The organism is Rhodococcus sp. TAF43 (genome assembly GCF_052113525.1).
Lineage (GTDB): Bacteria > Actinomycetota > Actinomycetes > Mycobacteriales > Mycobacteriaceae > Prescottella.
In genome coordinates this window covers 169,590-193,522 of the sequence record NZ_JBFRDL010000006.1, presented here as the reverse complement: position 1 = coordinate 193,522, position 23,933 = coordinate 169,590, and the positions used below count along the sequence as shown (strand labels likewise).

The window sequence follows — 23,933 nt, the reverse complement described above, 5'->3', positions numbered from 1 at the left end:
ATCTGTGAAATCAGGATCCCTGTCGGCCTCGCTGTTCGCCTCGGTGTCGGACACGGTGTCGGCGGCGCGATCCGATCTGGTCGCGCTGTCGCACTCCGTTCACGCCGAACCCGAGCTCGCGTTCGAGGAGTACCGCAGCGCGGCCAAGGTCACCGAGGTGTTGCGGGGCCGCGGTTTCGAGGTGCGTACCGGGGTCGCGGAGCTGCCGACCGCGTTCGATGCGACCTTCGGGGACGGGGAACTGGTGCTCGCCGTGCTCGCCGAGTACGACGCGCTGCCCGAGATCGGTCATGCATGCGGGCACAACATCATTGCGGCATCCGCGGTCGGCGCCGGCCTCGCGCTCGCACCGATCGCCGACACGCTGGGGATCACCGTCCGGGTGATCGGAACCCCGGCGGAGGAATCCGGCGGCGGCAAGGTGCTGATGCTCGAACGGGGTGTGTTCGACGACGTGGCTGCGGCCCTGATGGTGCATCCGGGCCCGTTCGACATCGTCGGCGCCACCTCGCTGGCGCTGGCGGACATCGCGGTCACGTTCACGGGTCGGGAGGCGCACGCCTCGGCGGCACCGGAGTTCGGCCGCAACGCCGCCGACGCGACCACCGTCGCTCAGGTCGCGTTGGCGCTGCTGCGACAGCATCTGTCGCCCGGGCAGCAGTTGCACGGCATCGTCAGCGACGGTGGCGTGGCGCCCAACATCGTTCCCGCGCGCGCCGAGATGCTGTACTACCTGCGGGCGCGGACCGCGGAGTCGCTCGACGAACTGGCCGCCCGCGCCGAGTCGTGTTTCGCGGCGGGCGCCCTGGCGACCGGGTGTACGCACGCGGTGCGGACGGTCTCGCCCGCCTACACCGAGCTGCGGCCCGATCCGTGGCTGGCGGACGCCTACCGCGAGGAGATCGTCGACCTCGGTCGAACCACGCTTCCGGTGGAGCTGGAATCGTCTCGCCCCCTGGGCAGTACGGACATGGGAAACGTGACGCACGTTCTCCCCGGCATTCATCCGGTGGTGGGGATCGACTCGGGTGGGGCGGTGACCCATCAGCCCGAGTTCGCTGCTGCCGCCGTGACCGAGTCGGCCGACCAGGCCGTGGTGGACGGCGCTACAGCGTTGGCGCGCACCGCGATCCGTGCCGCACTCGACGAGGGTCAGCGCGTGCGACTGCTCGAGGGGGTGGCGCTGCGGTGAACGAGGGCATCGAGAAGTGGCTCGCCGAGCACACGATCGACCTGTCGCGGTGGCGACGGCACTTCCACGCGAATCCGGAACTGGCGCGGCACGAGTTCGCGACCACCGCGTTCGTCGCGAGCCAGCTGTCCGCGGCCGGCATGTCGCCGCTGCTGCTGCCCGGTGGGACGGGCGTCATCTGCGACATCGGCCCCGGCGGCATGCGGATCGGTCTGCGCGGCGACATGGACGCGCTGCCGATGCAGGAGGCCACCGGTGCGCCGTACACGTCGACGGTGCCGGGGGTGGCCCACGCGTGCGGCCACGACGCGCACACCGCAATTCTGCTGGGTGCCGCGCTGGCGCTGAACGCGTTGCCGCAGTTGCCGATCGGTGTGCGGTTCATCTTCCAGCCGGCGGAGGAGGTGATGCCGGGCGGTGCGCTCGACGTCGTCGCCGCCGGTGGCATGCAGGGGGTGTCGCGGATCTTCGCGCTGCACTGCGATCCGCGGCTCGAGGCGGGCCGGGTGGGGGTGCGCGTCGGCGCGATCACGTCGGCGGCCGACACCGTCGAACTCGTCCTCGACTCGCCGGGAGGGCACACCTCCCGGCCGCACCTGACGACCGATCTGGTGTACGCGATCGGCACGGTGATCACCGGTCTGCCCGGCATGCTCAGCCGCCGCATCGATCCGCGCAGCGGCACCGTGATGGTGTGGGGCGCGGTGAGCGCGGGGCAGGCGCCCAACGCGATCCCGCGCAGCGGCATCCTCACCGGAACCGTCCGGACCGGCGACCACGACACGTGGGCGCTGCTCGAGCCGACGGTGCGGGAGATCGTGCACGGGCTGTTGGCGCCGACCGGCGTGCGGTACGAGTTGAACTACCGACGGGGTGTGCCGCCGGTCGTGAACGACGAGGTGTCGGCGCGCATGCTCGAGGACGCGGTCCGCGCGATCGGCCCCGACGCGCTGGCCGACACCCCACAGTCCGGCGGCGGGGAGGACTTCTCCTGGTACCTCGAGGAGGCGCCGGGCGCGATGGCGCGGTTGGGCGTGTGGTCGGGGCACGGCGAACAACTCGACATCCACCAGCCCACCTTCGACCTGGACGAGCGGGCGCTGACGACCGGGGTCCGGGTGCTGACGAACCTGGTGCTCCAGTCCTGAGTCGACACTGAGCCGGCCCTGTGGCGGCGCTGTGGCGGCCCTACGGGGTGCCGGGTCCCACGTTGCGGCTGTTGCGGGTGCGCAGGCTCCGCACGTAGTCGGCGGGGGCTCCGGCGATCTCCGCGGCGTCGGCCATCACACCCAGGTAGCGGGCGGACGGCAGTCCGCCCTCGTAGGCGTCGAGCACGTACAGCCAGGCCAGGACGGGTCCGTCGGCGGTGTCGACACGCAGCCGGATCTTGCGGTGGATGCCCAGTTCGGAACCCTCCCAGCGGTCGAGGCGCTCCTCGTCCTCGGACGGGACGTCGTACAGGACGACGAACACCTTGGCGTCCGGGTTGTCCGGATCCTCGACGACCGTCGCGAGCGCGCCCTCCCAGCCGATGTCGCCACCGCTGAAGGTCAGCCGCCACCCGCGGAGCCACCCGGTGCCCGCCATCGGCGAGTGCGGGCAGCGCTCGAGCATCTGTTCGGGATGCATGTTGGACCCGTAGGCGGCATAGATCGGCACGGCGGCAAGCCTAATCGCTGTACTCGACGCTCGGGTAGCGGGAGAACCGCCGCGAGCACGATCCGGCGCATTCGGCGATTCCGAGAGCGCATGATGGGGGTCAGAGGGGGGTCGCGGCCTGCGTGTTCCCGGTCACTGGAATAGCGTTGTGCACGGGCCTGGCTGGAGATCCCGGCCGGCGCGGTGAGCTTGGAGGACGAATGACCCGGATCGTGATCATCGGTGGCGGACCTGCCGGATACGAGGCAGCGCTGGTGGCCGCACAGCACGGCGCCTCCGTTTCCCTGGTCGACTCCGACGGTATCGGCGGCGCGTGTGTGCTGTTCGACTGCGTTCCCTCCAAGACGTTCATCGCGTCCACCGGCATCCGCACCGACATGCGCCGCGCCACCGACCTGGGCATTTCCCTCGATCCCGCGAGCGCGACCATCTCGCTTCCGCAGATCAACTCCCGCGTCAAGAACCTCGCGCAGGTCCAGTCGTCCGACATCCGGGCCCGCCTGCAGAGCGTGGGCGTCCAGCTCCTATCGGGTACCGCCGAGCTCATCGACCGGCAGATCGGCATGGCGGCGCACCAGGTCCGCGCCACGCTGACCACCGGCGAGGAGAAGGTCCTCGACGCCGACGTCGTCCTCATTGCCACGGGCGCCAGCCCGCGCGTGCTGCCGGGCGCTGTGCCGGACGGCGAGCGGATCCTCACGTGGCGTCACCTGTACGACCTCGAGGAGTTGCCCTCGCACCTGGTGGTCGTCGGTTCCGGCGTCACCGGTGCCGAGTTCGTGTCCGCGTACACAGAGATGGGCGTCAAGGTGACGCTGGTGTCCAGCCGTGACCGCGTCATGCCGCACGAGGACGCCGACGCGGCCCTCGTCCTCGAGGACGTGCTCGCCGAGCGCGGCGTGACCCTCGTCAAGCACGCACGCGCCGATGCGGTCGAGCGCACCGAAGACGGCATCGTCGTCAAGCTCGCGGACGGTCGTACCGTGCACGGCAGCCACGCCCTGATGGCCGTCGGTTCCACCCCCAACACCGAGGGCCTGGGACTCGAGAAGGTCGGCATCGAACTCGACAAGGGCGGCTACCTGCGCGTGGACCGTGTCTCGCGCACGACGGTCTCGGGCGTCTACGCCGCCGGCGACTGCACCGGCCTGCTGCCGCTGGCGTCGGTTGCCGCGATGCAGGGCCGCATCGCGATGTACCACGCGCTGGGCGAGGGCGTGAGCCCGATCAAGCTCAAGACCGTCGCGTCGGCTGTCTTCACCCGCCCGGAGATCGCGAACGTCGGCGTCAGCCAGGCTGCGATCGACAACGGTGAGGTCCCGGCCCGCACCGTGATGCTGCCGCTCAACACGAACCCGCGCGCCAAGATGTCGGGTCTGCGCCGCGGCTTCGTGAAGATCTTCTGCCGCCCGGCCACCGGCGTCGTCATCGGTGGTGTCGTGGTCGCGGCCACGGCGTCGGAACTGATCCTGCCCATCGCGATCGCGGTGCAGAACAACCTGACGGTCAACGATCTGGCGCAGACGTTCTCGGTGTACCCGTCGCTGTCGGGTTCCATCACCGAGGCATCGCGTCAGCTGATGCGTCACGACGACCTGGACTGATCGGCGTCCTGTTCACCATGTGAGACGATGATTTCATATGGTGGAGCGATCTGTGGGATGATGCGATAAGTCGGTCGAGAACCATCGGCCCATCGCATCGCTCTCCGCCCCGTCGATCCGGGACGACCTGGGTGTATCTGCCTTCGTCCTTCGCCGTCGTGCGCGACGGCAGTTTCCCCGACTGCGGAGTTGCTCTATGTCCCTCGATTCCTCGCACGGTCCGTCTCTCGCGTTGTCGTCACGGATGGCCGGGCTACGCAGCTCGGCCATCCGCGATCTGCTCACTCTCACCGCCCGCCCCGATGTGATCAGCCTGGCCGGTGGACTGCCGGCCACGGAACTCGTTCCGCGCGAACGCATTGCGCTGGCCGCCGAGCGGGCATTCGCCGATCCCCGCGCTGTCCAGTACGGCGAGACGTCCGGCTGGGCGCCGCTGCGCGAGACGATCGCGGCGCGTGAGAGCGAGCGGGTGGGGCGGAGGATCGAACCGGCCGAGGTGGTCGTCACCCACGGATCGCAGCAGGCGCTGAGCCTGCTCGCGCAGGTGCTGCTCGATCCGGGCGATGTCGTCGTGGTCGAGGAGCCCGGCTACACGGGGGCGCTGCAGGTGTTCCGGACCGCGCAGGCCGCGTTGGTGCCCATCGGACTGGACGGCGACGGCATGGACACCGACGCGCTCGAGCGGTCGTTGCGGGAAGGGCTGCGGCCCAAGGTTGTCCACACGGTCAGCAACTTCCACAACCCGCGCGGGGTGGTGCTGTCCGCGGCTCGGCGTGCGCACCTCGCGAATCTCGCTGACCGGTACGGCTTCTGGATCATCGAGGACGATCCGTACGGCGAACTGTGGTTCGGCGAACCGACCCCCGACCCCATCGCGACCCACTCGGCCCGGGTGCTGCGACTGTCGAGCGGATCCAAGACCCTCGCACCGGCGTTGCGGATCGGCTGGCTGCATGGCGACCGCCGGGTGTGCGAGGCCGTCGAACTTCTCAAGCAGGGCGCCGACCTGTGTGGATCGTCCCTCACGCAGCAGATCGCGACCGAACTGCTCGGCGACACGGCGTGGCTCGGCGGGCACCTCGACACGATCCGTGCGGCGTACGGGTCGCGGGCGGGCGCGCTCGTCGGCGCGCTCGAGGAGGCCTTCGGTGACAGGATCGCGCACTCCACGATCCACGGCGGCATGTTCTGTTGGGCCGAGTTCACCGATGGCACAGACACCGCGACTCTGCTGGACACCGCGGTTCGGCACGGCGTCGCCTATGTGCCGGGCGGGGCGTTCGGAGTCGCTGCCGCCCACCCGCACGCGGCGCGGCTCTGCTTCGCGACGTACGACGGCGCGGTACTGGCCGACGGCGTCCGGCGGATGCGGGAGGCCCACGACGCGCACGAGCGCTCGGAGACTGTTTTCGACGCGTGAACGATTTTGTACAAAACCTCGTGTTCTGTACGAATTCATATTCGGGTTGATGAGTGGTTCGGCGGGTTCGTAGGCTCGCACTGTCGGACGGCCCACCCACCATCCGGTCATGACGACATCGCAGGTCCCGTTCGGAGAGGCCCGAGCGCAACTACGAGAACTGGTCTGCCGGGCCGGCTACGGGCGGGAGCGGATCACGATCACCCGCCACGGTGCACCCGCGGCCGTGATGGTGTCGCTCGAGGACCTGCGCAGTCTGGAGGCGCTCACGCAAGCACCTTGCGGCGCCGTCCCTTCCACGTCGCCCGAAGCGGAGGGCCGGGTCGATGAGCGTATCGGCATCACCGGTTCCCTCGGCGCCGTGTGGTACTCCGTTGCCCGGTACCGAGAACGTGTGCAGTGGTGGCAGGACCTGATCCTCGACACGTACGACGGCGGCGACGCAGCCGTCTCGTGGCGTGAACGCCTGGAGGCGTGGAAGGGCTACGTCGAAGGGGCGTCGGCGGTGTCGCCCGAGTCGCCTGCGTCGTCGGTCCAACCGTAGGTACGTTCGACGGCTTTGTTCCACCCGCTGTAGAGGCGTTCGCGGTCGGACTCGTCCATCTTCGGTTCCCACGTCTTGTCCTGCGCCCAGTTGTCGCGGATGTCGTCCTCGCTCTTCCAGAATCCCACCGCGAGACCCGCGGCGTACGCGGCGCCGAGTGCGGTGGTCTCGTTCACGACGGGGCGGATGACCGGGACGCCGAGGATGTCGGACTGGAACTGCATCAGCGTCTCGTTGACGACCATGCCGCCGTCCACCTTGAGCGAGCTCAGTTCGACGCCGGAGTCGGCGCGCATCGCCTCGATGACCTCCCGGGTCTGGTAGGCGGTGGCCTCGAGGGCGGCGCGGGCGAGGTGTCCCTTGTTGACGAAGCGGGTCAGGCCGGCGATGACGCCGCGGGCATCCGGCCGCCAGCGCGGTGCGAACAGACCCGAGAACGCGGGCACGAAATAGGCGCCACCGTTGTCGGCGACGCTCTTGGCGAGCGGCTCGATATCCTTGGCCGACTGGATGATTCCCAGGTTGTCGCGCAGCCATTGGACGAGGGAGCCGGTGACGGCGACCGATCCCTCGAGTGCGTAGACGGCGGGCTTGTCGCCCAGCTTGTAGCAGACCGTGGTGAGCAGGCCGTGTTCGCTGTGTACGGGCGTGGTTCCGGTGTTGAGCAGCAGGAAGTTTCCGGTGCCGTAGGTGTTCTTGGCCTCGCCCTCCGACAGACACGCCTGCCCGAACGTCGCGGCCTGCTGGTCACCGAGGATGCCCGCGATGGGGATGCCGGCGGAGATGCCGGGCAGCGCGAGGTCGCCGTACACCTCGGACGAGCTTCGGATCTCCGGCAGCATCGAGACCGGGATGCCCATCGCCTCGCAGATGTCCCGATCCCAGTCGAGGGTCCGCAGATTCATCAGCAGCGTGCGTGACGCGTTGGTCACGTCGGTGACGTGCAGACCGCCGGTGAGGTTCCAGACGATCCACGAGTCGATCGTGCCGAAACACAGCTCGCCGGCCTCGGCGCGCTGTCGGGCGCCCTCGACATTGTCGAGGATCCAGCGCACCTTGGGACCCGCGAAGTACGTCGACAGTGGCAACCCGGTGACCTCGCGGAACCGCCCGCGGCCCTCCTCGCCGGCCAGTTCGTCACACAGCCGATCGGTGCGGGTGTCCTGCCAGACGATCGCGTTGTAGACGGGTTCACCGGTCTCGCGGTCCCACACCACGGTGGTCTCGCGCTGGTTCGTGATGCCGACCGCGGCTATGTCGCCGGCCGTGAGGTTCRTCTTCGCGAGCACCGAGCCGACCATCTCGCGGGTGTTACTCCACAGCTGCACCGCATCGTGTTCCACCCAGCCCGGTTTCGGGAAGATCTGGTCGTGCTCCTTCTGCGCGACGCCCACGACCTGACCGGCGTGGTCGAAGATCATGCAACGGCTCGACGTGGTTCCCTGGTCGATCGCGGCTATGTACTGGCTCACGGGCATCCTCGTCTCTCGGGCAGTCTGGGCACGAAGCTACTAGCCTGGGGGCAGATTTGCCGACAACCACGGGAGCCCGAGTTGGACAAGCAGCCTGGTGTGCAATTCCTCGGTCCGCAGCAGCGCGAGCAGGCCTGGGAGAAGTTGGGAACCGAGCAATTCGACGTGGTGGTGATCGGTGGCGGCGTCGTCGGTGCCGGCGCGGCGCTCGATGCCGCGACGCGCGGGCTCAAGGTGGCGCTCGTCGAGGCCCGCGATTTCGCCTCGGGCACGTCGTCACGCTCGTCGAAGATGTTCCACGGCGGACTGCGCTATCTGGAGCAGCTCGAGTTCGGTCTGGTGGCGGAGGCGCTGCACGAGCGGGAACTGTCGATGTCGACGCTCGCGCCGCATCTGGTCAAGCCGTTGAAATTCCTTTTCCCGCTGACACATCGGGTGTGGGAGCGGCCGTACATGGCGGCCGGATTCCTCCTCTACGACCGGATGGGCGGCGCGAAGTCGGTCCCGGCGCAGAAACATCTGACGCGGGCGGGTGCCCTGCGGATGGCGCCCGGACTCAAGCGGCACTCGCTGGTCGGCGGAATCCGCTACTACGACACCGTCGTCGACGACGCCCGCCACACGATGACCGTGGCACGCACGGCGGCCCAGTACGGCGCGGTCGTTCGGACCTCGACGCAGGTGGTGGGCTTCCTTCGGGAGGCCGACCGGGTGTCCGGCGTGCGGGTCCGCGACTCGGAGACCGGTGAGACGACCGAGGTCTGCGGCCACGTCGTCATCAATTCCACCGGTGTGTGGACCGACGAGATCCAGTCGCTGTCCCGCCAGCGTGGACGGTTCCGGGTGCGGGCGTCCAAGGGCGTGCACATCGTGGTTCCGCGCGATCGGATCGTGAGCGACGCCGCGATCATCCTGCGCACCGAGAAGTCGGTGCTGTTCGTGATTCCGTGGGGTGGCCACTGGATCATCGGCACCACCGACACCGACTGGAATCTCGACCTCGCACACCCGGCCGCGACCAAGGCCGACATCGACTACATCCTCGGCCACGTCAACAAGGTGCTGGTCACCCCGCTCACCCCCGACGACATCGACGGCGTGTACGCCGGGCTACGTCCGCTGCTGGCGGGGGAGAGTGACGAGACGTCGAAACTCTCGCGGGAACACGCCGTCGCACGCGTCGCGCCGGGCCTCGTCGCGATCGCCGGCGGCAAGTACACGACCTACCGGGTGATGGGGCAGGACGCCGTCGACCTGGCCTCGGAGGACATTCCGGCCCGCGTCGCGCCGTCGATCACCGAGAAGGTGCCGCTGGTCGGCGCCGACGGCTACTTCGCGCTGGTCAACCAGGCCGTGCACCTCGGCCAGCTGTACGGACTGCACCCGTATCGGGTCAAGCACCTGCTCGACCGGTACGGCTCGCTCATCGACGAGGTCCTGGAACTGGGTCAGGACTCACCCGAGTTGCTCCAGCCGATCACCGACGCGCCCGACTACCTGCAGGTGGAAGCCGTGTATGCGGCCGCGGCCGAGGGTGCGCTGCATCTCGAGGACATCCTCGCGCGCCGCACCCGCATCTCGATCGAGTACCCGCACCGCGGCGTGAACTGCGCCGAGCAGGTGGCCAATCTCGTCGCGCCGATCCTCGGCTGGGACTCGGCCACGATCGACCGCGAGGTCGAGACGTATCGGGCGCGCGTCGAGGCCGAKATCATGTCGCAGGCGCAGCCGGACGACGCTTCCGCCGACGCGCTGCGGGCCGCGGCCCCGGAGGCGCGTGCGCAGATCCTCGAGCCGGTACCGGGCACGGTGCTGCCTAGTGGTGGGTCAGCACGATCTTGACGACGACGACCGCGGTGGCTGCGACGGCCAGCAGCCCCGCGGCGATCAGGGTGTCGCGCGAGGGTCGTTCGCCGCGGAGACGGGCGATCACGAAGACCATCGACGCAATGCGGATGAGGATCGTGACCTCGGCGATCACCTGGGCGGTGAACGGCTCGAGCCAACCGAAGACGGCGGTCGCGAGGAGGACGATGGGAAGGACCGCCGAGCTGAGGACCGGGACCGAATCGCGCAGTTCGGCCAGGCGTTCGGCGGTCGTCAGCTGACGACCGGAGCGCACCGATCTGCCGACGCCTTCCGCGAAGGCGTGGGCGATGAATGTCGACACCGCGGTTCCGGCCACGACGGCGATGGTGCGGGAGTCGCTGCGGGAGACGGTCTCCGGAATCAGCGCGGCGAGGATCAGGATGTTGCCGTACACGTAGGCGCTGATGCGACTGGCCGCGTTCTCCCGGTCGAGAGGAACCGAACGACTCAACAGGGGGCGGTGCAGCAGCGAGCGAAGGTCCGGTTCCATGCGTAAAAGCGTCGCATACCTCAGTTGAGGGGTGGAACGTAGTGGCTCGGATCGTTGCGATGCTCGAGCGGCGGAAGGTTGCGCGTCGGCGTGTGCACCAGTGGAGCGTCGGCCGGTGACCGCCCGCTGACCCGGTCGACGCCGCCACGGGCCCGCGGATGCTTGCGCCTGCGCTCCGGAACGAGTCGGAATGCCACATTCACGAGTTCGCCGACGCGGCGGTGCAGCCACGCGTCCAGCGGCCCCCAGCGGTAGCCCAGCAGATCCCGCACAGGCTGGTCGTACATCCCGACCGTGAGCCACACGAACCCCTTCGACACCGGAATCCGGGCGACCCGCCAGATCGGCTCCGGCACCCACATCAGGAACGGGGGACGGCCGATGTCGGACAGGTCGAGCACGTCACGGGCAGCCCTGTTGTCCTCGAGGACGTCGCGGCACATGTGCTCCCAGTACCGCTGGAAGTCCTCCCACGTCTGCGGCACCGGACGCATGCTCATCCCGTAGAGCCGGTACCACTGGATGTGCTCGGTGAACAGTTGCCGCTTCTGGGCCTCGGTGATGCCGCCCATGAAGTTGTCGGCGGTGAGGATCGTGCCCATGAAGAACGTGGCGTGCGCCCAGTAGAACGTCTCGGGGTCGAGTGCGTGATAGCGCCGTCCCTTCGCGTCCACGCCCTTGATGTCGCGGTGGTAGTTGCGGACCTCCTCGGCCGTCTGCTGCGCGCGGTCACCGTCGAACACCACGCCGCCGATCGGGTACAGCGACCGGAACAGGCGTTCCCACCGTTCCTCGAAGAACCGGGAGTGCTGCTCCACTCCGGCGCCCAGACCCGGGTGCATGTTCTGCATCGACCCCGCCCACAGACCCTGGAGCATGCCGCGCCAGTCGCCGAAGTAGCGCCACGTGAGCGAGTCGGGACCGAGCGGTATCGGCGCCGACGTGTCCGAACGGGTCATGCGAGCCGCCTTCCGGGAGCAATTGACTACACCCGTTGTCAGATTAGGATCGGGGCGGTACGCGGTCAAGGGCTGGAGGTGCGGTGGGTACGCAGCGGACGTGGGCGGGCACCGGAATCGAGGAACGCCGTGCCGCCCGGCGCGACACACTGCTCGCCGCCGGCATCGAACTGCTGGGCGCACAGGGCGGTGCGGCCGTCGGCGTCCGCGCGGTCTGCCGCGCCGCCGGACTCACCGAACGGTACTTCTACGAGAGTTTCGCCGACCGCGACCGATTCGTCCGAGCGGTGTACGACGACGTCGGCCGGCAGGCGCACGCCGCACTCGTGGCGGCGGTCGGAGCGGCACCGGCACCACACGACCGCGCGGCCGCGGCCGTGTCGGCCTTCGTGGAACTGATGGTCGACGACCCGGCGCGTGGCCGGGTGCTGCTGCTCGCGCCGCTCGTCGAGCCCGCGCTCGGTGGGCGGGGGCTCCAACTCGCCCCGGCCTTCGTGCTGCTCGTACACGAGCAGCTGTCGCAGATCACCGATCGCGACGAACGGCAGATGACGGCGGTCGGCCTCGTCGGGGCGCTCACGAGTCTGTTCATCGGGTACCTGGACGGCACGATCGTGACATCCCGCGAGCGGTTCGTCGGACACTGTGTCGCACTGCTCGACGGTGCCGGTCAGCGCAGCGGCTGACAGTTGGGGCAGTAGAAGATCGAACGCTCGCGGCCGGGTCCCTCGGCCAACTCGTCGGCCACGATCAGGGTGCCGCAGCGCAGGCACGGCTTGCCGCCGCGCCCGTACACCCAGTCCCGTCGGCCGGGCCGTCGATCACCGGTGGTGACGCGGACGGCGCGGTCGCGGTTGGCCTGGAGCAGTCGGTGCGCCAGGTCGACCACCTTGGGCAGGTCCGGCACCCGGTCGGTGGGGGTTCGCGGATCGACGCCGCGTAGGAAGCAGATCTCGTTGCGGTACACGTTGCCGATGCCCGCCATGATGCGCTGGTCCAGCAGGGCCTCGCCGATCGGACGATCCTCGGCCGCAGCCAGATTCGCGGCCGCGACCGCCGCGTCCCAGTCGGGGCCGAGCAGGTCGGGGCCCAGGTGGCCGACGACGCTCTCCTCCTCGTCGCGGCCGATCACTTCGGTGATGCCGAGTGAGAATCCCACGGCGACGGCGTCATCGGTGCCCAGAACGATGCGGGCCTGATGTCCGGGGCGCTTCCACCGGGCGCCCCGGGGGTACACGTGCCAGGCGCCCTCCATCTTCAGGTGGGTGTGGATCGTGTGGTCGCCGACCCGGGTCAGCAGGTGTTTGCCGCGGGCGATCACCGAGTCGACCGTGTTGCCGGACAGGTCGACGGTCGCGTAGCGCGGGACCCGGACGTCGCACTCGGTGAGCACGTGGCGGGTGAGGGCTGCGTCGAGCCGCTGCGCCGTCCGCCAGACGGTGTCTCCCTCGGGCATCGCCTCACGCCCGCAATCTGTAGCCGCGCGGGGTGGCCGAGAATCCGACCTCGGCGAGCAGTTGTGCGAAGTCGTGTCCGTGAATCGTTGCGCCGTCGACCTTCTCGACCACGACCTTGTCGATGCCTCCGCGTTTGACGGTGCCGGCGAGCGATTCCGCGGCGGTGCGCAGTGCGCCGATGTCGTCGGTGAAGGTGAGGACGGTGCGTCCGCCGCGCTCGACGAACAGCACCAGTTCGCCCTCGACGAGCACTGCCAAGCCGCCGGCCTTGCGGCCGGGCCGGTGCCGCGGTGCGTCCTCGCCCGACATCGACGGCGGCCACGGCAGTGCCGCGCCGTACGGGTTCGCGGGATCGCATGCCGCGAGCGTGACGGCGGGGATGGAGGTGTGCCGGCCTTCGATCGAGTCGCTGTAGCTCCGCAGCCGGTCGACGACGTCGGAGGTGGAGAACTGGGCGCCGCCGAGGGTGTCGACGAAGTAGCCGCGGCGGCAGCGGCCACCGTCCTCGAAGCCGCTGAAGACCTTGTACATCAAGGCGAAGCCGCCGGGAACGTTCTCGCTCACCACCGATCCGCGCGTGACGACACCGTAGCGTTCGAGCAGCAGGTCGGCGGTGGCGTGTGCGCGCAGCGTGGGGTCCGGCTCGGGTTCGGGAAGCAGCGACCAGCGTCCGCCCGCGGTGGGCGGGCCGGGTYTGGTGGGCATGGTGGGCCGGCCCAGCCGCCGGTAGGCGTGCGCGCGGGGTGCGCGCCGCGGCGTGCGGTGGCTGGGTGTGGAGCGCGAGGTGTCCGACAGCAGCGCCCGCAGCGGGGCCAGCGTGTCGTTGCCGAGGTATCCCGCCCACACCAGGTCCCACAGCGCGGAGGTGAGCGCGGGATCGTCCGTCGCGCCGAGTGTGTCCGAGAGTTGCCGGAAGAAGTACGCGCCGCCGCCGGCGAGGGTGTCGAGGACGGCACGGTGCATCTCGGTGAGTTCGATGTCGGCGGGTGTCGCGAGCGTGAGCGGGGACGATTCGGTCAGGTGCAGGCTCACCCAGCCGTCCTTCCCGGAGATCTGTCCGGCGCCCGCCCACAGCACCTCGCCGGTGGAGGTGAGTTCGTCGAGCATCGCGGGGGAGTAGTCGCGGACGCGCGAGCCCAGGATCAGGGTTTCGAGGGCGGACGCCGGAACCGGAACTCCTGCAAGCTGTTCCACGACGGTCGCGACACCGTCGATACCGCGCAGCGAACCCCCGACGTGCTGCCAGCCCGGCAGGAAGCGGCCGAGGGTCGCGGTGCTCACCGGCTCGACGTCCTCGCGGGCCGCGGCCAGCGAACGCCGGCGCAGGCGCCGCAGCACCTCCGCGTCGCACCACTCGCTGCCGGTGGCACCGGGACGGAACTCGCCCTCGACCACGCGCTTCTCGTTCGCGAGCCGGACCAGCACGTCCCGCGCGACGGCCGATCCGATGCCGAACCGGTCCGCGGCCTCGGCCAGCGTGAACGGGCCGTGGGTGCGCGCGAAGCGACTCAGCAGATCACCCAGCGGGTCGTCGACCGGCTCGATGAATGCCGCGGGCGTGCCGATCGGCAGCGGTACGCCGAGCCCGTCGCGCAGCCGTGCGGCGTCCTCGATCGCGGTCCACCACTGGCGGCCCGCGAACGAGACGTGCAGCGCGCGTCGGTGTTCCACCAGTTCCTCGAGCCACGGCAGCGGGTCGGCGGTGGCGCGGGCGGCGGCCTCCTCGGTGGTCAGTGGCCCCAGCAGGCGCAGCAGGTCGGCGATGCCCTCGACGTCGCGGGCGCGCCCTTCCGGGACCAGGCGCTGCAGTTCGTGCTCGGCCTTGGCGATGACGTCGGCGTCGAGCAACTCGCGCAGTTCCACCCGGCCGAGCAGTTCGGCGAGCAGTGTCGAGTCCAGGGACAGCGCGGCAGCGCGGCGTTCGGCGAGCGGGCTGTCGCCCTCGTACATGAACGCGCCGACGTAGTCGAACAGCAGCGAGCTCGCGAACGGCGACGGCGACGCGGTCTCCACCTCGACGATGCGGATCTGCCGACGGGCGATGCGGCCGAACAGGTCCCGCAGCGCGGGCAGGTCGTAGACGTCCTGCAGGCATTCGCGCACGGTCTCGAGCAGGATCGGGAACGTCGGATACTTGCGGGCGACGTCGAGCAGTTGCGCGGAACGCTGCCGCTGCTGCCACAGCGGCGCTCTCTTGCCGGGGGTACGGCGCGGCAACAGCAGTGCGCGCGCGGCACATTCGCGGAACCGCGACGCGAACAGTGCCGAGCCGCCCACCTCGTCGGTGACGATGTCCTCGATCTCGTCGCGTTCGAACGCGAACAGTTCGGCGCCGGGCGGGTTGTCCTCGGTGTCGGGCAGGCGGACGATGATGCCGTCGTCGGACGCGGTGGGGGCGGCGTCGACGCCGAAGCGTTCCCGCAGTCGGGCGCCCACCGCGAGCGCCCACGGCGCGTGCACGCGGAGCCCGTAGGGCGAGTGCAGCACCAGTCGCCAGTCGCCGAGTTCGTCGCGGAAACGTTCGACGACGAGCGTGCGGTCGGTGGGGACGCGTCCGGTGGCCTGCTGCTGATCGTCGATCAGGGCCGCGAGGTTGGTGGTGGCGTTGGCGTCGAGTCCGCTCGCGGCGAGTCGGGTGGCCACCTCGTCCGGGGTGCTGGTGGACAGCTCGCGCAGGAACCCCCCGAGCGCCTCCCCGAGTTCGGCGGGACGGCCCAGACCGTCGCCGTGCCAGAACGGCAGCCGTCCGGGCAGTCCGTACGCGGGACTGACGAGCACGCGGTCGAACGTGATCTCCTCGATCCGCCAACTGGTGGCGCCGAGTGCGAACACATCGCCCACCCGGGACTCGTACACCATCTCCTCGTCGAGTTCGCCCACCCGAGAGGCCTTCTCGCCGACCATGTACACCGCGAACAGGCCGCGGTCGGGGATGGCGCCGCCGGAGGTGACGGCGAGGCGCTGCGACCCGGGCCGTCCGGTGAGGGTGCCGGCGTCGCGATCCCAGACGAGCCGGGGCCGAAGCTCGGCGAACTCGTCGGACGGATAGCGGCCCGCGAGCAGGTCCAGCGTCGACTCGTACGCCGAGCGGGGTAGCGTCGCGAACGACCCACTGCGACGGACCATTTCGTACCACTGCTCCACGTCGATCGGTTCGAGCGCGGTGGCGGCGACGGTCTGCTGCGCGAGGATGTCGAGCGGGTTGGCCGGGATCTCGAGCGCCTCGATTTTGCCACTGGTCATCCGTTCGACGGTGACGGCGCAGTGGATCAGGTCGGTGCGGTGCTTGGGGAACAGCACGCCGCGGGAGATCTCGCCCACCTGGTGTCCGGCGCGGCCGACGCGCTGCAGTCCGCTCGCGACGGACGGCGGCGCCTCGACCTGGACGACGAGGTCGACCGCGCCCATGTCGATGCCGAGTTCGAGGCTGCTGGTCGCGACGACACAGCGCAACCGTCCCGACTTGAGATCGTCCTCGATGATGGCCCGCTGGTCCTTGCTCACCGAACCGTGGTGGGCGCGGGCCAGTAGGGGATCGGCGCCGTAGTTCACCTCGGTGGGCGCGCCGATCTGCGCCGGCGGCCGGCCCTGCTTCTCGACGGCGCCGCCGAGGCGTTCGGCGTAGATCTCGTTGAGCCGTGCGGTGAGCTTCTCGGCGAGGCGGCGGGAGTTCGCGAACACGATCGATGAGCGATGCGCGAGGATCAGGTCCACGATCTGCTCCTCGACGTGCGGCCAGATGGACCCGGCCTGCGGCGCCGGCGACATCGAGTCCGGATCCGGTTCCGCGACGCCGAGTTCGGTCATGTCCTCGACCGGGACCCGCACGGTGAGATCGAAGGTCTTCGCTGCGGGCGGCGCCACGATCCGGATGGGCGCGGCGCCCGCCAGGAACCGGCCCACCTCTTCGTGCGGACGCACGGTCGCCGACAGCCCGATCCGCTGGGCGGGCTTGGTCAGGAGCTGGTCGAGGCGCTCGAGCGACAGCGCGAGGTGGGCGCCGCGTTTGGTGCCGGCGACTGCGTGTACCTCGTCGACGATCACCGTGTCGACTGCCGCGAGCGTCTCCCGCGCCGACGACGTGAGCATCAGGAACAGCGACTCGGGGGTGGTGATGAGGATGTCCGGCGGGGTCTTGATCAGCTTGCGGCGCTCACCGGTGGGGGTGTCACCGGAACGCACACCCACGCGGATCTCCGGGGGCTCCGACCCGAGCCGCTTCGCGGTCTGGGTGATCCCGACCAGCGGGGCGCGCAGGTTCCGCTCGACGTCGACGCCCAGCGCCTTGAGCGGCGAGATGTACAGGACACGGGTGGCCCGGTCGGACTCGGTCGACGTGGACAGCTGGTCGAGCGCCCACAGGAACGCCGACAGGGTCTTGCCGGAGCCGGTGGGTGCCACGACGAGCGTGTGCGACCCGCTCGCGATGGAGTCCCACGCCCCGAGCTGTGCGGCCGTCGGCGCATCGAAGGCACCGTCGAACCACTCCCGGGTGGGCGCGGAGAAGCGGTCGAGGACGGCGTCCATGCGCTCCATCTTGCCCGCAGGCACCGACACGCACTTTCAGCCAGCGTCCCGGCCCCACCGCGTAGTAGCTTCCTGAACAAACGATCGGTCTTCACAAAGAACGGGCGGGGCGGCATGGAGACGTTGAAGATGGTGCTCGAACTCGTGGTCGTGCTGGGCGCGATCGTGATGGGCACCCGCTCGAGCGGCGTCGCGCTCGGCCTGTGGGGCGGCGCGGGCGTGGCCGTGCTGGTGTTCGTGTTCGGCGAGGACGTCGGAACGCCGCCGGTGGACGCGCTGCTGATCGTCCTGTCGGTGGTGCTGGCGTCGTCGATGATGCAGGTGGCCGGCGGCATCGACTGGATGGTGACCATTGCCGCCCGGCTCATCTCGAAGCGGCCGAAACAGATCACGCTGATCGCGCCGCTGGTCGCGTTCCTGTTCTCGGTGGGCGCCGGGACGTCGAACATCCTGTACCCGCTGCTCCCGGTGATCTACGACCTGTCGTACCGGAACGGGGTCCGGCCGTCGCGTCCGCTGTCGTTGTCGGTCGTGTCGACCGGCGTCGCGCTCGCCTGCAGCCCGGTCTCGGCCGCGATGGCCGCGATGGTGACGCTCACCGACGTCTCGCCGTACGACTTCGAACTCATCGACATCATCAAGATCACGCTGCCGGCCGCGATCATCGGCATCGTGCTCTCGGCGTTCGTCGTCAACAAGCTCGGTAAGGAACTGCGCGACGACCCCGAGGTGCAGGCCCGGATCGAGTCCGGGGAACTCGAGGTCGCGGGGGCCGGTGGTCCGGGCGCCCTCAAACTCGAATCGACCACGAAGGGCCGCAACGCTGCGCTGATCTTCCTCGCCGGTGTCGCCGCGATCGTCGTGTTCGGTCTGTTCAAGGACATCCGGCCGGATGCCGCCGACGGCACCCCGCTCGGCATGACGCCGATCATCGAGATGATCATGTTCCTCGTCGGCACCGTGATCCTGCTGGTGTCGCGGCCCGACGTGTCCACGGTGCCCGCCTCGACGGTGTTCCGTGCCGGCATGGTCTCGGCGATCGCCCTGTTCGGACTCGCGTGGCTGACCGACACGTTCATCAGCGCACACAGCGACACCATCACCAACACCGTCGGCGACTGGGTGAACGCGGCACCGTGGATCTTCGCGCTCGGCGTGTTCCTCGTGTGTGTCCTCACCACGAGCCAGTCGACCGCGACCCGAACGATCGTGCCGATCGGTCTCGCGGCGGGCATCGCGCCGGGCGTCCTCAGCGGAATGTGGGCCGGCGCCTTCGCCGGCGTCTACCTGCTGCCCACCAACGGCTCCCAGATCGCGGCCGCCAACTTCGACCTGTCGGGCACCACCAAGCTCGGCACCAAGCTCGTCGACCACTCGTTCTTCATCCCGACCGTGGTCCTCGCGGCCACGACCGTCGCGGCGGGTGCGGGCCTGGGCGTGTTGCTGGGGTGAGGGGTTGATCGCCCCCACGGTCGGTATCGCGCGTGGAGCCTTACGGTTGGACGATGCCGCAGGGACATCTCCCGTTTGCCCTGCCTGCGTGACAAGGAGTGAACCGACGTGGAGGGTGCTGACGACCCGACCGACCGCTCGCGGCTGGACCTGGCGGCGCATCTACCGCGACTGACGGCGCGTGGTGTGATTCTCAGTCTCCTCGTGAGCAATCACCCGGCGCGGCCGACGCCGGCGCAGGTCGTCCGGGCCGCGGGAGTGTTCGGTATCAAGGAATCTGCGGCGCGGGTCGCGTTGAGCCGGATGGTGTCCGGTGGCGATCTCACGCGAACACCCGACGGGTTCCATCTGAGTGCACCGCTGCTCGAACGTCGTCAGCGGGTGCTGCACGAGGTGGAGCAGGGGACCCGCCCGTGGAACGGGGAGTGGGAGATCGTCGTCGTCACCGGCACGGGACGCGATCCCGGCGATCGCGCCGCGCTGCGCGAGCGGCTGTCCCGGCTCCGGTTGGCCGAACTGCGCGAGGGCGTCTGGCTGCGTCCGGCCAACCTGACGCGGGTGCTCGACCTGGCCGCCGAACCGGTGGAGGTGCTGACGGGAAGTCCGGTGCGCGACGCCGGTGAACTCCTCGGATCGTTGTGGAACCTCCCGGCCTGGGAGCGGGAGTCCCGGCGGCTGCTCGAGCTGATGAACCTGGCCGAGAGCACGGTCGACCGATTCACGGTCGCCACCGCGGTTGTTCGACACCTTCTCACGGATCCTGTTTTACCGCAGGAACTTCGACCGAATTCGTGGACGGCCGACCGTGTGCATGCGGCGTGGGGCGCGTACCAGGAGGAGTTCGTGTCGATTCCGGAGGTCGGTCACACGAACTGACCGAATATTACTCATTGACTTCGACTGTTCGGAAAACGTAATGTCCGAATCAGTCGAAGGAGGCAGTCATGCAGACACACGAGGTGTTCAACCAGTCCGTTCCGCTATACGGCCACAACGTCGCCGACGATCCGACGCTGCTCGAGGGGCTCGTCCGTGAGGGCGCGGAATGGGCCGTCGACGACGTCAGCCGCCTCGGCGCGCTGGCCGGAACCGAGCACGTGCAGGAACTGGGCCGGCTCGCGAACGAGAACCCGCCGGTCCTGCGGCCCTACGACCGGTTCGGTCACCGCACCGACGACATCGAGTTCCACCCGGCGTGGGACGAGCTGATGTCCACGGCCGTCGCCAACGGGATGCACGGCGCACCGTGGAGCGACGCCCGGCCGGGCAGCCACGTGGCGCGCGCCGCCAAGTTCTACGTGTGGAGCAATGTCGAGGCCGGCCACACCTGCCCGATCTCGGCGACGTACGCCGCCGTCCCCGCGCTGCGGGAGAACCCCGAGCTGGCCGCGATCTACGAACCGCTGCTGTCCAATTCGTCGTACGAGGGCGGCCTGAGGCCTCCGTTGGAGAAGGCGGGCCTGCTCGCGACGATGTCCATGACCGAGAAGCAGGGCGGCTCCGACATTCGAGCCAACACGACGCGCGCCGTCCTGCAGCCCGACGGCACCTACCGGATCGTCGGCCACAAGTGGTTCACGTCGGCGACGATGGCCGACCTGTTCCTGGTCCTGGCGCAGACCGACGCGGGCGTGACGTGCTTCCTGGTGCCCCGCGTCCTTCCCGACGGCACCCGCAACAACGTTCGACTGATGCGGCTGAAGGACAAGCTGGGCAATCGGTCCAACCCGTCGGCCGAGATCGAGTACGAGAACGCCTTCGCGTGGCGTGTCGGTGACGAGGGCCGTGGTGTGCCGACGATCATCAAGATGGTCAACATGACTCGCCTCGACTGCCTGATCGGGGCGGCGTCGGGCATGCGTCGGGGCGTCACCCAGGCCGTGCATCACGCGACGCATCGGCAGGCCTTCGGCAACTACCTCATCGACCAGCCGTTGATGCGGAACGTCCTGGCCGACCTGGCCGTGGAGTCGGAGGCGGCGTCGCTGCTGATGATGCGCCTCGCCGGCGCCCACGACCGTGCCACTCGCGGTGACGCGGCGGAGTCCGACTTCCTGCGTCTGGCCCTCGCGGTCGGGAAATACTGGGTGTGCAAGCGGTGGCCCGCTCATGCGGCCGAGGCGATGGAGTGCTTCGGGGGCAACGGCTTCATCGAGGAGTCTCAGATGCCGCGCCTGTTCCGCGAGTCCCCGCTCAACGGGATCTGGGAAGGCAGCGGAAACGTCGCGGCGCTCGACGTGCTGCGGGCGATGGGCAAGAATCCGCGCACCGTCGAAGGGTTCTTCGACGAGGTCGCGCTGGCCGGTCCCGAGCCGAGCATTCAGCGTGCGGTCCGCGAGATCCGTTCCCAGCTGACCGATCTGGCGGACGCGGAGGTCCTCGCCCGTCGCGTGATCGAGCGGATGGCACTGGTTCTGCAGGCGTCGCTCCTGGTGCGGCACGGCAATCATGCGGTCTCCGATGCCTTCATTGCCACCAGAATCGACGGCGACCGTGGCAGCGTGTACGGAACGCTGCCCGCCGGCGTGGACTTCGCAGCAATTATCGATCGCGTCACCTCGAAGGTCGGCTGACAGAGCCGACCGCGGCCCGGAACACAATGTCGAAGGAGTCGATCAATGCAGGGAATCGGTGACTGGGCCACCCGGCGGGCCCAATTGAGCGGCGACAAGGTCGCTTTCGTGTCCGGTGAGCGCACCTGGACCTACGGCGAGTTCGACGACCGCGCGAACCGGCTGGCGAACCAGCTACGCGATCGGTTCGGCGTCAGGCGCGGAGACCGCATCGCCGCGGTCGTACCCACGTCCGTGGAGTGCCTCGAGATCCTCTTCGCGGTAGCGAAGCTCGGCGCCGTCTTCACACCGATCAACGTCCGGCTCACGGCGTCCGAGATCGGTTATGTCCTGGCCGATCTCGGAGCACAGCTGCTCTTCGTGCACGGGGCGTTCACCCAGGCGGCAGCTGCGGTGAACGAACCGGGCGTGCGGGTGCGCGACGTGGTAGCACTGGGGGCGGAGTACGACGACCTCGTGGCGACCGCCGATCCGGACCCGTTGCCGGCGCTGACGGATCGCCACGACGTGGCGGTGATCATGTACACGTCCGGAACCACCGGGCGACCCAAGGGCGCCATGATCACCCACGAGAACCTCCGGGCCAACGCGGCCGCCGTCACCTCCGCGTTCGGACTGCGTTCGTGCGACGTCACCGTGACGGCACTTCCGATGTTCCACATCGGCGGGCTGGGGCTCTACACACTGCCGTTCATCTATGTGGGCGCCATGAACGTGATCATGCCGTCGTTCGATCCGGTCGCGGTCCTCGACGCGGTGGTCGCGCACCGGGCGACTCAACTGTTGTTGGTGCCCACGATGTGGCAGGCCGTCATGGGTGTGCCCGATCTGGAACGCTACGACCTGTCCTCGCTCGACTGTGCCCTGACATCCGGTGCGCCTGCACCTGTCTCGGTGCTGGACTTCCTGGCGCGCAGTGGTATCCCGTTCCGGGAGGGGTTCGGGATGACCGAGTGTGCCCCGTCGATCGCGCTGCTCGACTCCGAGCACGTTCGGGAGAAGGCCGGATCGATCGGACGGCCGCTCTTCGGGATCGACACGCGGTTGGTCGACGACCTGGACCGCGACGTGCCCGTCGGAACGGTGGGAGAACTGTTGGTCCGAGCCGACAACGTGTTCGCCGGGTACTGGATGCGTCCCGAGGAGACGTCCCATGCGTTGCGGGGTGGATGGTTCCACACCGGGGACATGGCACGAGCGGACGACGAGGGTTTCATCACCCTGGTCGACCGGAAGAAGGACATGCTGATCAGCGGCGGTGAGAACGTGTACTCCCGTGAGGTGGAGGTGGTGATCGCCGAGATGCCCGGAGTGCGCAACGTGGCGGTGGTCGCGGCCTCCCACGAGAAGTGGGGCGAGACGCCGGTGGCCTTCGTCGTGCCGACCGAGGGTGCCGCACTCGCCGAGGACGACGTCATCGCCTTCGCTCGGCAACGGCTGGCGCGTTTCAAGGTGCCGACCCGGGTCCGGTTCATCGAGGCGCTGCCGACGACGGCCACGGGCAAGGTGCAGAAGAACGCGCTCCGCGATCGCCTGCTCACCGAGACGGTCTGAGCGGGAACCGGCTCCGGTACTCGTCCCAGCTCRCCTTGCACGCGCGGGCGAGGTGGTCGATYCGGTCCTGATCGGCGGTCGGCCAGTCGACGCCCGGTTCCATCAGTTCGGCCGTCGCCCGTTCGCCGAGCAGGAACTCGCGCCGGAATTCGGCCTGCACCGCACCGAGGACGACCCCGGCGGCCTCGGTGCGGTGCCGCAGCGCGGCGAAACGGGCGCCGGCCGCGATGATCTCCTGGCTGCCCAGGTACGGCTGGTTGAGCTGCACGGCTTCCGCCTCGGCGGTGAAGTCCACGAATCCCTTGCGATGTGCCTGCGCGAGTGCGCGGACCCGGGCGGGGTCCATCGTGACCGGATTGTCGCCCCGCGGATCGCCCTCGTGGTCCCCGCGATTCGACAGGGCCACGACATCCGGTAGCAGGTCGGGCTCGGCCCGCAGGACGTTGACCGCGCCGTCGCGTCGGGTCGTGTGGTTCATCGTGTCGTGGAACGAGAGGGTCGTGAAGTCGGTGCCGCGGCGCAGGGCCAGTTCCGCCATGCGGTCGACCAACTCGTCGCGGGTGCGCTCGTAGACGCCCAGGCCGCGGTCGGCGACCTCGGTGAAGGTGTCGGCCAGATGCTTCCATCCGGCGTCGTCGGTGGGTTCGCGCAGCAGCGGGTAGAACGAGAACGTGACCGGTCGGACGGCGTCGACGCCGTCGAGGTCGGCCCGGTTGCCGGGGCCGGCCTGCCGCACCCGCGCGAATGCCTCGCGCAGCGTCGCCTCGAGATCCGTCGGGCGGGCCCGGTTGGGGTCGCGGATCATGCGCGGGTGCGGATTCTCGACATACACGATCCGGGGGTCGATCTCGGCCCAACGCCGCACGATCGGCCCGGTGGACATATCGGTGAAATCGAACTGGAGTCTGCGAGTGAACTCGGGTGCGAGGAACGGTGCGAGCTCCTCGGGGATCGCGTAACCCGAATGCGGGCAACTCACCAGCAGATCCGCCTCGGCCAGCGCCTGATCGAGCGTTCGATTGCCTGGGTCGGCGTAGAACACCAGGTCCTCGGGCGTGAATTCCGTTCCGGCAGGGACGAACAGCGGCGTGCCAGTCATGGCTCGACCATATCGTCTCGGAATACTTTGGGGCGGTAGGGAAATGCGGTCGAATCGGACAG

At 69.2% G+C, this 23,933-nt stretch carries 18 protein-coding genes; 11 read left to right on the top strand and 7 right to left on the bottom strand.

Going from position 1 to position 23,933, the window contains the following annotated elements; genetic code table 11:
* Positions 1-31 precede the first annotated feature (31 nt).
* Both AB4Z09_RS06725 and AB4Z09_RS06720 read left to right on the top strand, forming a co-directional pair.
* Positions 32-1,192, top strand: coding sequence for a M20 family metallopeptidase (locus AB4Z09_RS06725; protein WP_441346831.1), 1,161 nt, complete (start codon positions 32-34; stop codon positions 1,190-1,192).
* Positions 1,189-2,340, top strand: coding sequence for an amidohydrolase (locus AB4Z09_RS06720; protein ID WP_429520008.1), 1,152 nt, complete (start codon positions 1,189-1,191; stop codon positions 2,338-2,340). Before AB4Z09_RS06725 ends, AB4Z09_RS06720 begins: the two co-directional genes overlap by 4 nt.
* Before the next feature lie 40 nt (positions 2,341-2,380).
* Here AB4Z09_RS06720 and AB4Z09_RS06715 read toward each other — a convergent pair whose 3' ends face one another.
* Positions 2,381-2,851: a gamma-glutamylcyclotransferase gene (locus AB4Z09_RS06715; protein WP_114721848.1), complete on the bottom strand. Its 471-nt coding sequence runs from the start codon at positions 2,849-2,851 to the stop codon at positions 2,381-2,383.
* 200 nt (positions 2,852-3,051) lie between these two features.
* Here AB4Z09_RS06715 and AB4Z09_RS06710 point away from each other — a divergent pair, with 200 nt between their 5' ends.
* The 3 genes from AB4Z09_RS06710 to AB4Z09_RS06700 all read left to right on the top strand — a co-directional run bounded on the left by AB4Z09_RS06710 (position 3,052) and on the right by AB4Z09_RS06700 (position 6,419).
* Positions 3,052-4,455 carry an NAD(P)H-quinone dehydrogenase gene (locus AB4Z09_RS06710; protein WP_114721849.1) on the top strand — a complete coding sequence of 468 codons (1,404 nt, stop codon included), beginning with the start codon at positions 3,052-3,054 and terminating at the stop codon, positions 4,453-4,455.
* A gap of 196 nt (positions 4,456-4,651) precedes the next feature.
* Complete coding sequence (locus tag AB4Z09_RS06705; RefSeq protein WP_442239394.1) at positions 4,652-5,875, top strand: aminotransferase-like domain-containing protein; 1,224 nt, start codon at positions 4,652-4,654, stop codon at positions 5,873-5,875.
* A 109-nt stretch (positions 5,876-5,984) separates the two neighbouring features.
* Positions 5,985-6,419 carry a type II toxin-antitoxin system Phd/YefM family antitoxin gene (locus tag AB4Z09_RS06700; RefSeq protein WP_174912082.1) on the top strand — a complete coding sequence of 145 codons (435 nt, stop codon included), beginning with the start codon at positions 5,985-5,987 and terminating at the stop codon, positions 6,417-6,419.
* Here AB4Z09_RS06700 and glpK read toward each other — a convergent pair.
* Positions 6,359-7,897, bottom strand: a complete 1,539-nt coding sequence (gene glpK / locus AB4Z09_RS06695; RefSeq protein ID WP_442239393.1) for a glycerol kinase GlpK — start codon at positions 7,895-7,897, stop codon at positions 6,359-6,361. The two genes, AB4Z09_RS06700 and glpK, sit on opposite strands and share 61 nt — an antisense overlap.
* A 75-nt stretch (positions 7,898-7,972) precedes the next feature.
* On the opposite strand from glpK, the gene AB4Z09_RS06690 reads away from it, so the two are divergent.
* On the top strand, positions 7,973-9,733 hold the full coding sequence (locus AB4Z09_RS06690; protein ID WP_442239392.1) for a glycerol-3-phosphate dehydrogenase/oxidase: 1,761 nt from the start codon (positions 7,973-7,975) through the stop codon (positions 9,731-9,733).
* Here AB4Z09_RS06690 and AB4Z09_RS06685 read toward each other — a convergent pair.
* Both AB4Z09_RS06685 and AB4Z09_RS06680 read right to left on the bottom strand, forming a co-directional pair.
* On the bottom strand, positions 9,708-10,250 hold the full coding sequence (locus AB4Z09_RS06685) for a hypothetical protein (RefSeq protein WP_174912073.1): 543 nt from the start codon (positions 10,248-10,250) through the stop codon (positions 9,708-9,710). The two genes, AB4Z09_RS06690 and AB4Z09_RS06685, sit on opposite strands and share 26 nt — an antisense overlap.
* A gap of 20 nt (positions 10,251-10,270) precedes the next feature.
* On the bottom strand, positions 10,271-11,209 hold the full coding sequence (locus AB4Z09_RS06680) for an oxygenase MpaB family protein (RefSeq protein WP_114721854.1): 939 nt from the start codon (positions 11,207-11,209) through the stop codon (positions 10,271-10,273).
* Between the two features lie 83 nt (positions 11,210-11,292).
* Between AB4Z09_RS06680 and AB4Z09_RS06675 the strand changes: the two genes are divergently transcribed.
* Positions 11,293-11,895, top strand: coding sequence for a TetR/AcrR family transcriptional regulator (locus tag AB4Z09_RS06675; protein ID WP_174912070.1), 603 nt, complete (start codon positions 11,293-11,295; stop codon positions 11,893-11,895).
* Here AB4Z09_RS06675 and AB4Z09_RS06670 read toward each other — a convergent pair.
* The gene (locus AB4Z09_RS06670; protein WP_174912068.1) at positions 11,880-12,665 is read right to left on the bottom strand and encodes an Fpg/Nei family DNA glycosylase; all 786 of its coding nucleotides are present in this window, start codon (positions 12,663-12,665) and stop codon (positions 11,880-11,882) included. The genes AB4Z09_RS06675 and AB4Z09_RS06670 overlap by 16 nt on opposite strands.
* A gap of 4 nt (positions 12,666-12,669) precedes the next feature.
* Positions 12,670-17,193 (bottom strand): ATP-dependent helicase, encoded by a 4,524-nt coding sequence (locus tag AB4Z09_RS06665; RefSeq protein ID WP_442239413.1) that lies wholly within the window; start codon positions 17,191-17,193, stop codon positions 12,670-12,672.
* A gap of 114 nt (positions 17,194-17,307) precedes the next feature.
* Here AB4Z09_RS06665 and AB4Z09_RS06660 point away from each other — a divergent pair, with 114 nt between their 5' ends.
* The 4 genes from AB4Z09_RS06660 (at position 17,308) to AB4Z09_RS06645 (ending at position 22,772) form a co-directional block, all read left to right on the top strand.
* On the top strand, positions 17,308-18,645 hold the full coding sequence (locus tag AB4Z09_RS06660) for an anaerobic C4-dicarboxylate transporter family protein (RefSeq protein WP_114721857.1): 1,338 nt from the start codon (positions 17,308-17,310) through the stop codon (positions 18,643-18,645).
* A gap of 108 nt (positions 18,646-18,753) precedes the next feature.
* Positions 18,754-19,521, top strand: coding sequence for a PaaX domain-containing protein, C- domain protein (locus tag AB4Z09_RS06655; RefSeq protein ID WP_254622607.1), 768 nt, complete (start codon positions 18,754-18,756; stop codon positions 19,519-19,521).
* Positions 19,522-19,589: 68 nt separating this feature from the next.
* Positions 19,590-21,218, top strand: a complete 1,629-nt coding sequence (locus tag AB4Z09_RS06650) for an acyl-CoA dehydrogenase family protein (protein WP_174912065.1) — start codon at positions 19,590-19,592, stop codon at positions 21,216-21,218.
* Positions 21,219-21,263: 45 nt separating this feature from the next.
* On the top strand, positions 21,264-22,772 hold the full coding sequence (locus AB4Z09_RS06645; RefSeq protein ID WP_114721862.1) for an acyl-CoA synthetase: 1,509 nt from the start codon (positions 21,264-21,266) through the stop codon (positions 22,770-22,772).
* Here AB4Z09_RS06645 and AB4Z09_RS06640 read toward each other — a convergent pair.
* Positions 22,756-23,871, bottom strand: coding sequence for an N-formylglutamate amidohydrolase (locus AB4Z09_RS06640; RefSeq protein WP_442239391.1), 1,116 nt, complete (start codon positions 23,869-23,871; stop codon positions 22,756-22,758). The two genes, AB4Z09_RS06645 and AB4Z09_RS06640, sit on opposite strands and share 17 nt — an antisense overlap.
* Positions 23,872-23,933 lie beyond the last annotated feature (62 nt).

Coding starts and splice junctions, on each gene's coding strand:
- AB4Z09_RS06710 (WP_114721849.1), top strand. CDS start 3,052: ATGACCCGGATCGTGATCATCGGTGGCGGACCTGCCGGATACGAGGCA.
- AB4Z09_RS06685 (WP_174912073.1), bottom strand. CDS start 10,250: ATGGAACCGGACCTTCGCTCGCTGCTGCACCGCCCCCTGTTGAGTCGT.
- AB4Z09_RS06670 (WP_174912068.1), bottom strand. CDS start 12,665: ATGCCCGAGGGAGACACCGTCTGGCGGACGGCGCAGCGGCTCGACGCA.
- AB4Z09_RS06650 (WP_174912065.1), top strand. CDS start 19,590: ATGCAGACACACGAGGTGTTCAACCAGTCCGTTCCGCTATACGGCCAC.
- AB4Z09_RS06660 (WP_114721857.1), top strand. CDS start 17,308: ATGGAGACGTTGAAGATGGTGCTCGAACTCGTGGTCGTGCTGGGCGCG.
- AB4Z09_RS06680 (WP_114721854.1), bottom strand. CDS start 11,209: ATGACCCGTTCGGACACGTCGGCGCCGATACCGCTCGGTCCCGACTCG.
- AB4Z09_RS06645 (WP_114721862.1), top strand. CDS start 21,264: ATGCAGGGAATCGGTGACTGGGCCACCCGGCGGGCCCAATTGAGCGGC.
- AB4Z09_RS06700 (WP_174912082.1), top strand. CDS start 5,985: ATGACGACATCGCAGGTCCCGTTCGGAGAGGCCCGAGCGCAACTACGA.
- AB4Z09_RS06705 (WP_442239394.1), top strand. CDS start 4,652: ATGTCCCTCGATTCCTCGCACGGTCCGTCTCTCGCGTTGTCGTCACGG.